The following is a 16,055-nucleotide window of genomic DNA, read 5'->3' on the forward strand; positions in this document are numbered from 1 at the left end:
CCAACGTTATGCTATCACACCCCATGAATTGCCGAGGGAGATAACCCACTGCACTTTTTTTCTGTTTATTTCTCCCGGAAAGGTCCCTGGCAGCCGCCAGCCTTCCGGGCATTTTCCAGGGCGGCTGCACCATCATATCAACATCAACAAATTAAATTAAAATCATGAAAACAAATAATTCCATGAACATTCAGAACGGAGTTTCCTCCGTTCCCGTCTACCAGAGGTGGTATTCCAGCCCCAAAATGGTTCAAGCAGCCCGTGGAAGAGCCATGGTTCTGAATGAGGAACCCGAACCTGAACCCAAACCCTGGCATGTTATCTGGGATTTCTCCTCTTCCGGCAGCTACTATAAGGGAGGGCCGTCCGACAGCGGTGATCATATGGAGACCGTTGATTTTTCTTTTACGGTACCCTCCGCCCCCGTTCCCGAGCCAACAACGGAGAATCCAGTCCCCGAACCCCCGGAACCACTGGAAGCGACGTGCAACATGACCCTTACCGTGGATGACTGGGGCAAGATGTCCGTAGGGGAACAAACCATCGACATGACTTCAGGAGGAGAAGGCCCGCAGGGGGGACATGCCAAGTGGAGCAAGGAAAGCGGTGAGTTCACCTTGAAATCCGGCGAATATACCCTGCATGTGGAACAGAGCAACATCGACTACGATCCCAAGGAAAAAAACCTTTCCATCTGCGATTACGATTTTAAGGCCTATATAGACAAGGAAGGCCCCGCTACCGCAGGCGGCAAGAAAAAGCCAACCTGTGATTGCTGCAATTTTGATGGTCAAGGAGGGGGTTGCCCTCCGCCCCCGGCAGGAAGATCAAGAAGCCTGGCTTCCGTTTTTGGGAACACTTCCTCCGGAGGTGAAAACGCACAGGCAATCAGCGACGCTTCCCTGATGTACTGGGGGGCGGACTTCGGCCATTTCCGCGGGCTGGGCGGCATTCCCACCGGCTCCATTGAGTTGCTGGCGACCGATTCCACCGATGGGCTGAACCATCCCCATGCCCTCTGCTACGACTCCATGCTGGCAAGCTTCTTGGATATTCCGGAAGTCGGCATTGTGGCTGGAGGCACGTTTGATATTGTCACGGGAACCGAGCGTGTTTGCGTTCAATGTGGAGTGGACAGGAAAACGCTGACGATCGTCGGCGAGTTTACGTCCTCCGGGAACCGTGCCTTCTTCACAACGGTGGACGGTGTTTTGTGCGTCCAGTGGATGAAGGCGGACAAGAGCGTTGCCGTGTATAACGCCAGAACCGGAGCCCTTGTTTCCTACACGACCAGGTGGGGCAATATTTACACAGCCGAGCAGATTGGCGCCTATCTGCGCGTCAACAGGGACAGTGCAGGAGACCTCCTCCAGGTATGGAACCTCTGGGACGGCCTGCTCAACATTGAAGCCGTCACGGCTGACGGCTATACGATTGCCCTTTACACTCCTTCCCAGATTACCGGGCAGGATGAACAGGGGCTTTACACTGTTATGGGAGAACCGTTCAAGAAGTTCGTGATGGCCGGAGATGCCGCCACGGGCCATTTCTCCGTCACCGAACAGACGCCGGGAAGGCTGGATTTCAAAACGGAATGGTGGCTTAATGGCAAAGCTTGGAACATGGCGCAGGGAACGGATGCTGAAGCCATCGTGACCCGCCGCACGCGGACGGAACTGGAGAAAGATACCTGGCAGCTCGTTACGGCGGTTTCCAGGGGAGAAGACGGAGCTGCCGCCTCCCATGTCTGCGAAGTGTACCAGACGACGGCTTATGGCGACCTGCTTCTTACCAAAGTGGATGGCTATGGCAGCGATCTTGCACAGACGACCACCTATGAATACGACTACTACGGCAGGAAGAAGAAGGAAACGCGCCCGGATGGAGGCGTATGGGAATGGTCCTACGACATGCTGGGACGCCTGACGCTGGAAAGGCAGCCCTGGTGCGGCGGCAAATCCCAGGACACGACATACCGGTATGTGACCGGGGATGGAGACAGCGAAGTAAGCAGCGATGTTGCCGAAGAACGCCGCCTCATGCGCGACGGTTCCAATAACCCCATTGAATTGTGGAAGAAAACCTACACGTACAGCCAAGCCGATCATGTCAGGCGCGTGGAAATCCGCACGACCGCTCTTGAGACGGAGACCGTCCAGCTCGAAGTGCAGGAAACGTGGCTGGGGAGCGCTCCCAACAGCTACGCGCAGGGCCGCACCAAGATGACCCAGGCCGTCAATGGCGTGCAGACCCATTATGAATATGCCGCCACGACGCAGCATGGAGCCGCTTATACGGAAACGCAGGAAACCCGCGTCAACGGAGAAGTGGTTCCGGGATTGAGCGTCAGAAAAGTCTCCTTCATTACCCCCCAGGGCAATACGGTGAGGGAAGAAAGCCATGTACTGCTTTCCGACAATACCTGGACGCTTACGGACAGCGCGGACTATGAATTTGACACAATGAACCGCTGGACGAAGCGCACCCGTGGCAACGGGCGCGTCTCCGAACAGGAATCCATCTGCGACGGACGCATCCTTTGGGAAAAGGATGAAGACGGCGTGCGGACAGACTACGGTTACGACAGTGCAAGGCTGCTGGTTGAGACGATCCGTTCCGCTACAGCGACAACTCCGGAAACCATCGTCAGTTACACGAAGGATGCCCTGGACCGGGCCACTGTGACCCGGACCGACACTGGAGCCATGAGCGTCGCCACGGAAACGGCCTACGACCTGCTGGGACGCATCACCTGCGAGACAGACTCTCTGGGACGGATAACCACTCACAGCTATAGCGCGAATGGCCTGACGGAAACCGTCACGACTCCCATGGGAGGAACGCTCATCACCCAGCGCCATGCAGATGGAACGATCCTGCGCCAGCACGGGACGGGCCAGCAGGACCTCAAGTTTGAAACCGATATGGCAAGCGACGGCCTCCGCGTGACAACGACCGTTCTCAACGGGACGGCGCGCGTTGTCCGGGGACGCGTCATTACGGACGGCTTCGGCCAGCAAATCCGTGTGGCAACGGTGCATACGAGGAATGGCAGCAATTACCGCCATCTGACTTACAACGCCAAAGGCCAGCTTGTCCGCGACCAGCTTGAAACACTGGCTCCCACCCTGTATGAATATGATTCCTTTGGCAACAAGACGAAGGAAACCGTGGCCCTTTCCGATGAACTGACCACGCTCAATTCACGGGTTATGGAATATGCCTACACCCGTGAACAACGGGAAGAGGGAGTCTACGGACTTGTTACGACGACGGAATACGCAGCGGAAGGCACGCCCATTATCCGAAAGGAAGCCACGCTGGTTTCTTCACTGAACCCCGTGCTGGAAAGCAAGGTGGTTACGACGGACGCCAGGGGGCATGACAGCGCCGATTGGACGGAATACGGGGAACCTGCCGCCAGGGTGCGGAAAGTGACCCAGCCCGGAGTATCGGATGTTGCCGTGATTCATACCGTGGACGGTTTTACCACCACTGTGACCGATTATGCAGGAATCTCCACCAGCCAGAGCCGCTCCTATACGGCCCAAGGCATGACGATGGCCTATACGGACAGCCGCGGCAATACCACGACGGAAGTGTACGATACAGCCCTGCGCCTCCTTTCCGTGACGGATGCCGCGGAAAACAGCACGTCCTATGCCTACGGGCAGCCGCTGGACCAGCCTACCTGCATCACCGACGCCATGGGCAAGACGGCCTGTTATGCCTATGACGCCAGGGGACGCAAGGAGGCCGAATGGGGAACGGCGATTCAGCCAGCCGTGTTCTCTTACAACGATGCGGACCAGATTACCGGCCTGACGACGTTCCGTGGTTCCTCGGAAGCCATCACGACTGATCCGCGAGAACGAACGGATGGAGACATGACGGCCTGGACTTACAACGCCGCTACGGGGCTGCCCACCCGCAAGACTTATGCGGATGAAACCCACGAGGACACAAGCTACGATACGCTCAACCGCGTTTCCACCTTTACGAACGGAAGAGGAAATGTCATGACGCGCAGCTATGACGCCCTGACCGGGCTGCTGACAGGCGAGACTTATGGCGACGGCACTCCCTCCATTACGGCTGTCTATAACCATCTGGGCCAGCTCACCGGCATTACCGATGCCAGCGGGACGCGCAGCTTCACCTACAACCAGTACGGAGAAATGGAAGGGGAAAGTACGCTGGGACTTGTAGAAAGTTCCCTGGCGGCAGTGAAGGACGCCTACGGGCGAGCTTCAGGCTACAGCCTACAATACGGAGGCAGTACTGTTCTGCAAACGGGCTGGGGGTATGATTCCGCAGGAAGGCCTTCCACGGTTTCCCTCAACGCGGTGGCGACTCCGTTTACCTATGGCTACAATGCCGCCAACGGATTGCTGGAGACGCTGAACTATCCCAATACGCTGAAGAGATGGTACACGCTGGAAGAGAAGCGGGACCTGGTGGTCAAGATGGACTACCTGCGCCCAGGAAGCCAGAACTACCCGGCCAAGGTGGATTACACGTATGACGCCCTGGGACGCCCGGCGACGAAGAAGGATTATTTCAATACTCCTACTCCGGATCTTGTTCATACCTACACTTACAATGACCGCAGTGAAGTGATTTCCGATTCGTTGGGCAGCGGCAGAAGCTATAGCTACCATTATGACAACATGGGCAACCGGACCACATCCCTGGAACATGGCAACATGGTCATCTATGTAACCAATCCGCTCAACCAATACACGTCCGTCCGTCCTCACGTCATCATCAACTCCATTCCCGATGCGGCACCTGCCTCCCTGCCGGGAGAATTTTTCCCGGAATATGATGCAGACGGCAACCAGACCCTGGTAAAAACCGCAACCGGAATTTGGACGGTAGCTTACAACGCTCAGAATCAGGCTACAGCCTTCACCAAGGACACTAAACGCATTGAATGCGTGTACGACTACCTGAACCGGCGTGTAGAGAAGACCGTCTACGACGGGGACACGTTGGTGTCCAGGAAGCGTTTCATTTACCTGGGCTATTTGCAGGTAGCGGAACTGGACGCCACCAATGAGACGGAGACGGCCTCCCCCATCCTGCGCAAGACCTATCTGTGGGACCCGGTGGAGTCCGTAGCGACTCGCATCCTTGCCATGAGTGTCTTTGACGAAGCCGGTGTTTATCAGGAAGACCTGTACTACACGCACGACTTGCTCAAGAACACGACGGCCTTGTTCGGCATCCAGGGAGGAAGGCGCGCCTTGTATGAATACAGCCCCTATGGAGACATCATCAAGATGGAAGGAAACGCGGCGGAGATCAATCCGTTCCGCTTCTCCAGCGAATATCTGGATGACGACCTTGGGCTGGTTTACTACAATTACCGCTACTACAACGTAGTTGATGGACGCTGGATCAACCGCGATCCGATGGCGGAAAATGCCGGGTTCAATCTCTACTGCTTTGTAAGTAATAAGTTGTCGATAGATTATCTTGGATTAATTGAGCTTGATAATGTCTTGAAGCAACTTAAAGAAAGACTGGAGAAGAAGGCTCGGGCAGAAGCCCAGCAGAGATGTATTGCATTTTGTAAAAAGCATGCTCCCAAAGGAACTCCGGATGAAGTTTGTACCCAAATCGGCAAAGATCTGGAAAAGAAACTGGAAGAAATTGCCATGATGATCGCCAAAAAGGCGGAAGATAGTTTGGGGAAGACTACTTCAAAAACTGGAGGAACAGATAAGGGAAAAGGTGGCGGTGATGGCTCTGGAGACCAAGGGACTAAAATTAGTTTCACTGGCACTTTTACACACCCTATCGGAAATTCTGGATGGGGGGGATCTGCAACTGGTACCGTGAACATAGGTTCAAACGGGATTACGACAGGAGGAAATGTCAGCCCAGTCCAAGGAGCCATCCCAAGCGTTGGGTTCGGGGCAAGTGCCAGTGGTTCTTTTGGCAGTAGAGGTGGTTCATGGAGGGTTGGTGGAAATGTTAACATTCCAACTAATGGAGGACATGTAGGATATACGTTTTTTGGAGGGATAAGTATTACTTTCTAAAAAATGCTTGATATTTTGGTGTTATGATATATGTATATCGTAATGTCAAATTATCCTGATGCTATTCCATTTCTTAATCTCCCTTCTCTGTTGAAGCGAAGGGAGATTAAATTTTATATATATAACATATTTGCATGTCTTTTTTTGACTTCGGTTGCATATCCTTCCCAGGAAGCGGCTCTTCCTTCTGCCATGTCTCAGGCATCTTCTTGTTCTAGTATTGCGCAGATAGATTCAATAAAAAAGTCGGCTCAACAGGGAGATGCTAAAGCCCAGTGTAATCTTGGAATCATGTATTCACAAGGACAGGGGATTACAAAAGATGATAGGGAAGCATTCAAGTGGCTTTCAAAAGCTGCGGAGCAACAATATGCTCCGGCTCAACTTGAGCTTGGCGTGTTGTATTCTCAAGGTCGAGGGATTAAAGAAGACTTGAGAAAAGCATTTGAATTGTTTTTTTCTGCGGCCCAGCAACAATGTGCTCCGGCTCAGTACAATCTGGGCGCTTTTTATGAAAAAGGAACAGGAGTGGAGCAAAATTGGAAAGAAGCCGTGAAATGGTATACTGCTGCGGCCCTGCAGCAGTTTGCTCCAGCGCAACACAATCTTGGAGTATTGTATGCGCAAGGTCAGGGCGTTGAACAGGATTGGCGGGAAGCTTTCAAGTTGTTTTCTGCTGCGGCTAGGCAACAATATGCTCCGTCCCAAAATAATCTGGGTACTTTGTATGTCCAGGGAAAAGGAGTTGAAAAAGATTTAAAAGAAGCGGTCAAATGGTTTTCCCTTGCGGCTCAACAGGGATTCGCTGATGCCCAAAATAACTTGGGAATGTTGTATTTTCAAGGAAATGGTATTCCCCAAAACGCTCAGGAGGCTGTGAAATGGTTTTCTGCCGCGGCTCAACAAGGGCATGTGGATGCTCAATATAACCTGGCATGGATGTACCAGGAAGGCTCCGGAGTAGAACAGAATGATCAGGAGGCATTCAGATGGTATGGAAGAGCGGCCAGATCAGGGAATGCTAACGCGCAATTTCGATTGGGTGTGCTTTATCAACTAGGAAGGGGAACGGAAGAAAATGAGGCAGAAGCCCGGAAGTGGTTGGAAAAAGCGGCCCAGCAAGGGCATGAGCAAGCCCGGGATTTGCTTAAACTACTTGATAACCCTTTGTAGAGATAATTTTACATAAGCGTCGAATTAGAATATCAATGAGAGATCGGTATCATTTTCATGGTGGATTTTCTTGGAATAAATCAGTAGGATTAGGGACTGTTTCCCTGTCTCTCCATGAATATGCCTCTTCATTGCTTGCTGCTCCAGACGCCGGGAGAACTCCTGGAAGGTGAAAAAGACTTCCTCCGGCTGGGGTATGCCGTGGAAGCCTTTCCTTTCATGTAGGACGCCTCCTGCCTGGATGATGCGGAACCGGAAGAACTTCCGCTGCATGCCTATGCCCCCGGCTGGCGCCATGGCGACCTGCCGGAGGTCCGATCCCGCCGTGCTTCTCTGGTCCGGATGCTTGCCGATCCCCGCTGGCAGAAGGAGGATCATGCCCGACAATGAACCGGCACAAGTCCGCAGGAACATTCGCCAGACGCAGAACAGTAACTGCCGTTGCGCGCAGACTGTGGAAACTCAGAGGTGCAAGTCTCCGCCTGTTTCCTTTCGCTGCTGGAGGATTCTTTTCAATGTATCCGAATTTCTTCAGCAGAGCGTTGAATTCGATGGAAAGTTTGCTCGACGTATGATCCGCCTGCGCGTGACGCATTGCCGCTACCGGAAATACGTAATCGCTCGCACGGTTGGCAAGTCGTCTGTCCAGCACTTCCTTCAAAGGCAAGATGATGGGGTTGTTCATGTGTCTCTTGGTTTTTTGGGCCGTCATCGAAATGATTCCACCCTCCATGTCAATTTGTTTCCATTGGAGGGTAGCGATGTCGCCCAAACGCTGGCCTCCCGTATAAAGGCAGACGCGTATCATGTCGGGCCATTCCTCCGGCAGGATTTCGGTCAATCGTTGAGCTTCCTCGACTGTGAAAGCGCGCCTTTCGGTAGCATCGGCACGGTTGATCTTGCTGGGACGCACCCCCTTGAAAGGATTGTACGGAAAGAGCCGTTCGTTGACTGCCTGTTGAAAGGCTGCATTCAAACCGTATAGGTAAATGCTTACCGTCTTGGAACTCAGCAATTCCAAATATTTTTCCATGAACCTTTGCGCCTGGGCCTCCGTCACCGTGTCCAGGGGCATTTCCTGTTTGGGTCCCAGAAAGTCGAGAAAACACCGGATAGCCTTCCCGTAACGAAGATTGGCGCGTCAGTTGGGGCGGGTTGCCAGCCATTGATGCAGATAATCCTTGTCGCTGGGCATGTATTTTTTGTTTCGCAGGACGGACTTGGCCTTGTTCCCGGCGAGTGAAACGATAACATCGGCATTTAGAAGTGCCCCTTTTGCTTCCTTCTCCAGCTCTTCTGCGATGATGCGCGCCTGAAGTTCAGCTTCTTTCATGGCGGCGTTCTTCAATTTGCCTGGAGTAACCAAGGGAGTGATCTTGATGCCGGTGGTACGAACCTTGAGTTTGTCTCCAACTCGGAAGCAGGCGTACCATGTGTCTTTTCTTTTGATAATTCCAGCCATAATGTTGTGGTGTTAGCGGTTTTGAATCTGCTATGCACCGGAAAGTCGATGTATAGCACAGTGCATAACAAAACCATGTAATAGGACTGAATATCACACAATCTGCTACCAAGGGAGGCCTTGTAAAATGAGGGGTTTACAATAAACCCGAAGGCAAAAAATGGAGCGGATGATGGGATTCGAACCCACGACATCAACCTTGGCAAGGTTGCGCTCTACCCCTGAGCTACATCCGCTTTGGATGACCGGAGCCTTGCGGCATCCGTGTGGCAGAAAATATATAGGGTTATCCGGATTTGGCAAGATTTTTTTAGAGAAAAATTCATGTTCACCGGAATAGGGCCATGCTGCCGTACCTTTTAAAGAGGACTGATGGTTCTGTGGAAGGAGCGGGGAGGACGGGAAGGTGCCAGGCTGCTTTTTCCGGTTGTTCCGGTTTGACTTCGGGGAAGGCGGCGTTTTGTTGCTCTTTCAGTTCCGCGGCCGTTTTGGTTCCATGTTCCAGCAACAGTTTTCCTTGGCGGCGTCATGGCGGTTCCTGGCGTGGGCCAGCATGGAAATCGTTCCCCTATGTACGGCATTGACGTTGGCTCCCTGTTCCAGATAAAATTAACCTGCTCCGTATTGCCGCGGCAGATGGTATTCTTGAGCGCCGTATCTTCGTTAACCAATCGTTTGCAGTGTGGTTCCGTAGGTTTCAGCAGTTGCTGGGCCTGGGGCGTGCGGATGACGGTAAAGGCGTACGGGGTGAATTCATCCGGCTCCGGGGCCAGGCGGTTTTCCGCCACGGCGCGGACGAGCCGCTTGACGTTTTCCGCCAGCAGGTCTTCCGAGTCCACGCTTTCAACCGGGCGAAGGCCAGCAGGTTGTCCCTTCTGTCCCGCCATCAGGAGACGCAATCCTCCAGAGGATGACTGTGGTCGGCATCTCGGGGTGGTCTTAACCGGAAGAGCATGTATTTATCCCTTATAACGGCGGAAGGGCGTCGGTGTCCGAAATGAAGCGGTTTTTACGGCAAGAATACGGGAAATCATGAAGGGCTCCCTGTTGCCATAAAAAACGGGACTGTTCCGGAAGGCGCGTTTTCCTTGCCCTGGAACAGTCCCGTGAAGAAAGGGAGCCAATGGAGGAGATCAATAGCTTCTGGCCCAGAGGACGCGGCGTTCCGTCATGCGGCCGGTGAGGATGCAGGGGGCGGGCTCCCCGCGTCCCAGTTCGCCGAGCGGGATGCAGCGGATGGAGATGCGCAGGCGCTTGGCGAGTTCCTCTTCCTCTTCCGGGGAGCCGTCCCACGGCACCTGGAGCCAATCGGCGTCTCCTTCTCCGGAGAAGTTTTCTTCCAGTTCCCGCAGGGTGCAGGCGGGGCGGATGTGGGCATCCCGGAAGGCGATGGCCCGCTGGAGCAGGGCATCCTGGATGTTCTGGAGAATGTCCGTAACGGTATCAACCAGTTCCGTTTCCGGGACAAAGGATTTTTCATTGACGGGCAGGTCGCGCCGCTGGAGGCAGACGGAGCCTTTTTCCAGGTCCCGGGGGCCGATTTCCAGGCGCACGGGCACTCCCTTCTTCACCCATTCCCATTTCTTGGCGCCGCCGCCCAGGTCGCGCCTGTCCACCAGTACGCGGAGCGGCTGGCCATGGAAATTCTTGGCGCGGAGGGTGCGTGCCAGTTCCTCGCAGTGGTCCAGAATGGCCTGGCGGCTTTCTTCCTTGGGCGTAACGGGGATGATGACGATCTGCTGGGGAGCCACGCGGGGCGGGCAGACCAGGCCGTCGTCGTCGGAGTGCATCATGATGAGCGCACCGATCATGCGGGTGGAGACGCCCCAGGAGCTGGTCCAGGCGAACTGCTGGGTGTTGTCCCTCCCGGCAAAGCAGATGTTCTGGGATTTGGAGAAGTTCTGCCCCAGGAAGTGGGAGGTCCCGGCCTGGATGGCCTTGCGGTCCTGCACCATGGCTTCCACCGTGTAGGTCTGTTCCGCGCCGGGGAAGCGTTCCGCCTCCGTCTTTTCTCCGGGGATGGTGGGAATGGCGAGCACGTCCCGCTGGAAGTCCTCGTAAACCTTGTGCATGGTGAGGGTTTCCTCAATGGCCTCCTCACGGGTTTCATGGGCCGTGTGGCCTTCCTGCCACAAGAATTCAGCCGTGCGCAGGAAGATGCGGGGCCTCATTTCCCAGCGCATCACGTTGCACCACTGGTTCACCTTCAGGGGCAGGTCGCGGTAGCTGGACGTCCAGCGGGCGAAGGCCGCGCCGATGACGGTTTCCGAGGTGGGGCGGATGACGAAGGGCTCCGTGAGCTCCCCGGTGGGAATCATGCGGGTCTTTCCGGTGGCTTCATCCTTCTGCGCTTCCAGCCTGTGGTGGGTGACCACGGCGCATTCCGTGGCGAAGCCTTCGGCGTGTTCCGCTTCCTTTTCCAGATAGGAAATCGGAATCAGGAGGGGGAAGTAGGCGTTCGTATGGCCGGTGTCCTTGAAGCGCTGGTCCAGGTCCTTCTGAATGAGTTCCCAGATGGCGTAGCCCCACGGCTTGATGACCATGCAGCCGCGCACCTCGGAATTTTCCGCCATGTCGGCGGCCTTGATGACTTGCTGGTACCACTCGGGAAAGTCCTGGGCGCGGGTAGGGGTGATTGCAGTTTGTTGAGACATATTGGATGGTATGTTGAATGGAGCGGGCGCGGCCCGCAAAGGAAGCTCGGAATATTAAAAGGGGGCGTTTCTGTATTCCCGGTAATTGCTGTAGGCGAAGAGGGCCATGAATATGGGAATGAAGTAGCCGTGGAAGAGCTGGAAGCTGAGCAGCCCGATAATGATGGACGTGATGAATCCGGTCATGAACACTTTTTTGGGGGAGCGGATGAACTGGGCGATCAGCTGGCCGCCGTCCAGGGGGTAGATGGGCAGCAGGTTCAGGATCGTCCACCATTCCCCGATCATGATGAGGCAGGAGAGGATGTAAAGCTGGGGGGAGATGGCCGCCGCCGTGAAGGGGCTGATGGCCAGGTCCCAGAAGGTCAGGTTGTGCGCGGTCATGACCGGGGCGACGATGTTCCAGGTAATCCACAGGCTGATGATGCCCAGCAGCAGGGTCATCATGGGGCCCGCCAGAATCATGAGGGCCCTTCCTCCGCGGGTCAGCTGCATGCCGTGGCTACTCGTCAGGCCGCCGAAGAGTTCCAGAACGATCGTCTGCTGGCCCCCGCCCAGCCTGCGGCCCACCAGCGCGTGCCCCATTTCATGGGACAGGATGGCGACGAAGCCGGCAATGACGAACAGGGCCGGATAAATGAGGCCTTCCACACTGTTGATGCTGAGAGCGCCGCCGAAGATGGCCAGCACCACCCAGAAGCTGGGGCGGATGTAAACAGGTATCCCGAACAGGGTGAAATGAATCATGCGCGAGAGGTTAAGGGCAGATTCCCCTTTTGCCAAGCCCGGAGAATGTGCATGCACCGTTTTGGCGTTGGTGCGGTGCAGGGGATTGTGTTAAAAGGCCTTCATGAGGCTGTTTCCCATCATCCTGTGCTGCGCCGTGCAGGCCGTACGGGGGTATGACGGACCCCCGCCCCTGACGGAGGTGGACGGCCGTTCCCCCATCCGCATGGGTGGGGAATTGCTGGGCGGCTACCGTTCGGACTACATCCACCGCGGGGAAAAGATGGGGCCCAATTCCGTGGAAGGCCAGATTTCCGGCGGGGCCTCCCTGTCGGACTCCTGGGCGGTCAGCGGGGAATTCTTCGCCATCCGCAACTGGCAGGGGCGCAATTTCAGCCAGACCACCCTGCACGGGGAACTTCAGTATTACCTGGCGGACGAGTGTACGGCCGGACTGTTTGTCAACGGACAGTGGTATGATTCCTGCCCCCTGAAAACCGGGACGGAGCCCGGCCTGTCCCTCAAGTGGAACCCCATGCCGTCCTGGTCCTTCAGCGGCTCTTTCCTATATGACTCCGGGCAGGAGGGGATGTACTCCCAGTGGGGCGTTACCTGGCAGCCCCTGCTGTGTGAATCCGTCGCCATGGTGAATACGGTTTCCCTGGGGTTTTCCCATGATTACCTGGGGAGAAACGGCTTGAAGGAACTGATGGTGCGCACGGGCGCGCGGTGGGCCGTTTCCGGCAGTCTGCGGTTGGAGCCTTTCCTGGGGTGGTATTGCGGCTACGGGCGGGACGATTTCAAAAAAGTGGTGCTGGGCCTTTGGTGCTCTTACGTTTTTTAACGGGCGGATTTCTCCGGTTTTCCGGCATTTTCCAGTTGCCAAACGGGGAGGCTTGGTCATAATGGCCCGCGTATTATGAAGCCTACACTTCTTGTTTTAGCAGCTGGTATGGGTAGCCGTTACGGCGGTCTCAAGCAACTTGACCCGATGGGTCCCAATGGTGAAGTCGTTCTCGACTATTCTGTTTATGATGCCATCCGGGCCGGTTTCGGAAAAGTGGTATTCATTATCCGCCGTGACTTTGAAGACATTTTCAAGGAAAAGGTCGGCAGCCGCTTTGCCGGCAAGATTGAGGTGGATTACGCCTTCCAGTCCCTGGACGACCTGCCTGAAGGTTTTTCCGTGCCGGAAGGACGTGAAAAGCCCTGGGGCACCGCCCACGCCCTGCGCGCCGCCCGCCACGTGGTGAAGGAACCCTTTGCCGTGGTGAACGCGGATGACTTTTACGGGGCGGATGCCTTTGTGCAGGCCGCCAAGTTCCTGACCTCCACCACGGATGAACCCGGGAAGGCCCATTACGGCATGATCGGCTATCCGCTGAAGAACACCCTCTCCGACAACGGAGACGTGAACCGCGGCATCTGCTCCATCAAGGACGGTCTGCTGGACGGCGTGGAAGAATTCGTGAAAATCCAGGCTGATGAAGACGGTGTGGTGCGCGGCAACAACCTGAAGGGCGAACGCTTGCCCGTGGACCCCGGCGAACTGGTTTCCATGAACTTCTGGCTCTTCTCCCCCTCCTTTATTGAGCTGACGGAAGACCGTTTCATTGACTTCCTGAAGGAACACGGCCAGGAACCCAAGAGCGAATGCTTCATTCCCACCGTGGTGGATGCCCTGATTCATGAAGACCGCGCGGACTGCGCCGTTCTTCCCACCTCCTCCACGTGGTTCGGCATGACCTATCCCGGTGACAAGCCCATGGTCGTGGAAGGCATCAACAAACTCATCAAGCAGGGCGTATACCCTGAAAAGCTCAACTAAGCCTCTTTTCCCATGCACGATCTCAAGGCTGTATCATCCCTGTTCGATCTCCGGGGCGACTTCGTCCACGGTTACTCCTACGGCAGCGGCCACATCAACGACACCTACTGCATCTGGGTGGACCAGGCGGGGCAGCGCCTCCGCTACATCCTCCAGCGCGTGAATCATAACGTGTTCAAGCAGCCCATCCCCCTGATGGAAAACGTGAAGCGCGTGACGGACCACGCCTTGAAGCGCCTGAAGGAGGAGCAGTGCCCGGAAGCCTACCGCCGCACCCTCACGCTGGTTCCCTCCGTGGACGGCAAGCCGTACGCCCTGGACGCGGACGGCAACTGCTGGCGCGTGTACCCGTTCATTGAACGCGCACGCACTTATGACCAGATTGAAACCACCAGGCAGTGCCAGGAAGCGGCGCGCGCCTTCGGCGAGTTCCAGAAGCTCACGGCGGACCTTCCCGGTGAACCCCTGTTTGAAACCATCCCCGATTTCCACAACACCACTTCCCGCCTGGCGGCTCTGAAAGAAGCCATTCAGTCCGATCCCCTGGGCCGCGTGAAGGAAGTGCAGAAGGAAATAGACTGGTACCTTTCCCGTGAGGCTGACTGCCATCTGGTGGTGGACTACCTGAAATCCGGCGAACTGCCCCTGCGCTGCACGCACAACGACACCAAGCTGAACAACGTGATGCTGGACGACGTGACCGGGGAAGGCATCTGCGTGATTGACCTGGACACTACGATGCCCGGCTCCGCCATCTACGACTTCGGGGACATGATCCGCACGGCCACGTCTCCCGCCGCGGAAGATGAAAAGGACACCTCCAAGGTCACGATGCGCATGTTCATGTTTGAGGCTCTGGTTCAGGGTTACCTGAGCTCCGCCAAGAGCTTCCTGACGCCCCTGGAAAAGAGCCTTCTGCCGTTTTCCGGCAAGTTGCTCACGATGGAATGCGGCATCCGCTTCCTGACGGACTACCTGTCCGGAGACGTTTACTTCAAGATTCACCGCCCGGAACACAACCTGGACCGCTGCCGCACGCAGATGGCCCTGGTGGAATCCATCGAGGCGCAGATGGATGAAATGAAGGCCGTTGTGGACCGCTACTAATCAATACCTATCAACATCGGAAAAACACATGAAGATTCTCGTAACCGGCGGCGCCGGATTCATCGGTTCCCACATTGTGGAACACTATCAGGACAAGGCGGAGGAAATCCGCGTGCTGGACAACCTGCGCACGGGCTACCTCAAGAACCTGGACGGGCTCAGGCACACCTTCATTGAAGGCTCCATCTGCGACCGCGAACTGGTTCGCCAGGCGGTGCAGGGCGTGGACTACATCTTCCACATGGCCGCGCTCGTCTCCGTGCCGGAATCCATGAGCAAGATCAGCGAATGCGTTGACATCAACGTCAACGGCCTTCTGAACGTGCTGGAGGAAGCTTCCGCCGCCGGGGTCAAGAAAATCGTGCTGGCGTCTTCCGCCGCCATCTACGGGGACAACCCCACCGTGCCCAAGCTGGAAACCATGTACCCGGAACCCAAGAGCCCCTATGCCATCACCAAGCTGGACGGGGAATACTACCTCAACATGTTCCGGGCGGAAGGCAAGGTCAACACGGCCGCCGTGCGCTTCTTCAACGTCTTCGGCCCCCGGCAGGACCCCAAGGGGGCCTATGCCGCCGCGGTGCCCATTTTCATTGAAAAAGCCGTCAAGGGAGAAGACATCACCGTGTACGGCGACGGCACCCAGACGCGCGACTTCATTTACGTGAAGGACATCGTGGGAGCCCTCACCTTCGTGGCGGAGCATCCGGAAGTCACCGGCGTGTTCAATGCCGGGTACGGCGGCCAGATCACCATTGAAGAACTGGCGCAGAACATCATCAAGGCCGCGGGTTCCTCCTCCAAGGTGCTCCATGCTCCGGAACGCGCCGGCGACGTGAAGCATTCCCGCGCCTGTGCGGACAAGCTCCGCAACGCCGGGTGGCAGCCCAAGCACACCCTGCCGGAAGGCCTGGCGACAACGCTGGAATACTTCAAGGGAATTCTGGGCAAGTAACTCTCCGGAATTTCCGGTTCATCATCATTCAGGGACTGTCTCCGCTCCTGCGGCGGAGGCAGTCCTTTTTTTGTGGGAAAAGAGGCGCGTGTATGACAAA

At 55.9% G+C, this 16,055-nt stretch carries 11 protein-coding genes and 1 tRNA gene; 6 read left to right on the forward strand and 6 right to left on the reverse strand.

Going from position 1 to position 16,055, the window contains the following annotated elements:
• The first annotated feature begins 164 nt into the window (after window positions 1-164).
• The gene (locus tag HJW02_RS06965) at window positions 165-6,050 is read left to right on the forward strand and encodes an RHS repeat-associated core domain-containing protein (RefSeq protein WP_102721390.1); all 5,886 of its coding nucleotides are present in this window, start codon (window positions 165-167) and stop codon (window positions 6,048-6,050) included.
• A 192-nt stretch (window positions 6,051-6,242) separates the two neighbouring features.
• Window positions 6,243-7,223, forward strand: coding sequence for an SEL1-like repeat protein (locus tag HJW02_RS06970; RefSeq protein WP_180976243.1), 981 nt, complete (start codon window positions 6,243-6,245; stop codon window positions 7,221-7,223).
• Window positions 7,224-7,440: 217 nt separating this feature from the next.
• On the opposite strand, the gene HJW02_RS06975 is transcribed toward HJW02_RS06970, so the two are convergent.
• The 6 genes from HJW02_RS06975 to HJW02_RS07000 all read right to left on the reverse strand — a co-directional run bounded on the left by HJW02_RS06975 (window position 7,441) and on the right by HJW02_RS07000 (window position 12,086).
• The gene (locus HJW02_RS06975) at window positions 7,441-8,337 is read right to left on the reverse strand and encodes a tyrosine-type recombinase/integrase (RefSeq protein WP_309295472.1); all 897 of its coding nucleotides are present in this window, start codon (window positions 8,335-8,337) and stop codon (window positions 7,441-7,443) included.
• Between the two features lie 27 nt (window positions 8,338-8,364).
• The gene (locus HJW02_RS06980; protein WP_102721393.1) at window positions 8,365-8,685 is read right to left on the reverse strand and encodes a hypothetical protein; all 321 of its coding nucleotides are present in this window, start codon (window positions 8,683-8,685) and stop codon (window positions 8,365-8,367) included.
• Window positions 8,686-8,846: 161 nt separating this feature from the next.
• A tRNA-Gly gene (locus HJW02_RS06985) sits at window positions 8,847-8,921 on the reverse strand.
• Window positions 8,922-9,044: 123 nt separating this feature from the next.
• Complete coding sequence (locus HJW02_RS06990) at window positions 9,045-9,524, reverse strand: hypothetical protein (RefSeq protein WP_146019612.1); 480 nt, start codon at window positions 9,522-9,524, stop codon at window positions 9,045-9,047.
• Window positions 9,525-9,818: 294 nt separating this feature from the next.
• Complete coding sequence (gene proS / locus HJW02_RS06995) at window positions 9,819-11,339, reverse strand: proline--tRNA ligase (RefSeq protein WP_102721396.1); 1,521 nt, start codon at window positions 11,337-11,339, stop codon at window positions 9,819-9,821.
• A 54-nt stretch (window positions 11,340-11,393) separates the two neighbouring features.
• Window positions 11,394-12,086: a site-2 protease family protein gene (locus HJW02_RS07000; RefSeq protein ID WP_102721397.1), complete on the reverse strand. Its 693-nt coding sequence runs from the start codon at window positions 12,084-12,086 to the stop codon at window positions 11,394-11,396.
• Between the two features lie 103 nt (window positions 12,087-12,189).
• Between HJW02_RS07000 and HJW02_RS07005 the strand changes: the two genes are divergently transcribed.
• The 4 genes from HJW02_RS07005 (at window position 12,190) to HJW02_RS07020 (ending at window position 15,955) form a co-directional block, all read left to right on the forward strand.
• Window positions 12,190-12,909, forward strand: a complete 720-nt coding sequence (locus HJW02_RS07005) for a hypothetical protein (RefSeq protein WP_102721398.1) — start codon at window positions 12,190-12,192, stop codon at window positions 12,907-12,909.
• A 75-nt stretch (window positions 12,910-12,984) separates the two neighbouring features.
• A complete protein-coding gene (locus tag HJW02_RS07010) occupies window positions 12,985-13,893 on the forward strand; it encodes a sugar phosphate nucleotidyltransferase (protein WP_180971779.1) in 909 nt (302 codons plus the stop codon).
• Window positions 13,894-13,905: 12 nt separating this feature from the next.
• Complete coding sequence (locus HJW02_RS07015) at window positions 13,906-15,000, forward strand: aminoglycoside phosphotransferase family protein (RefSeq protein WP_102721400.1); 1,095 nt, start codon at window positions 13,906-13,908, stop codon at window positions 14,998-15,000.
• Window positions 15,001-15,028: 28 nt separating this feature from the next.
• Window positions 15,029-15,955, forward strand: coding sequence for an NAD-dependent epimerase/dehydratase family protein (locus HJW02_RS07020; RefSeq protein ID WP_102721401.1), 927 nt, complete (start codon window positions 15,029-15,031; stop codon window positions 15,953-15,955).
• The last annotated feature ends 100 nt before the right edge of the window (window positions 15,956-16,055 follow it).

Origin of the sequence: Akkermansia sp. GGCC_0220, assembly GCF_017566105.1 — a bacterium.
Lineage (GTDB): Bacteria > Verrucomicrobiota > Verrucomicrobiia > Verrucomicrobiales > Akkermansiaceae > Akkermansia > Akkermansia massiliensis.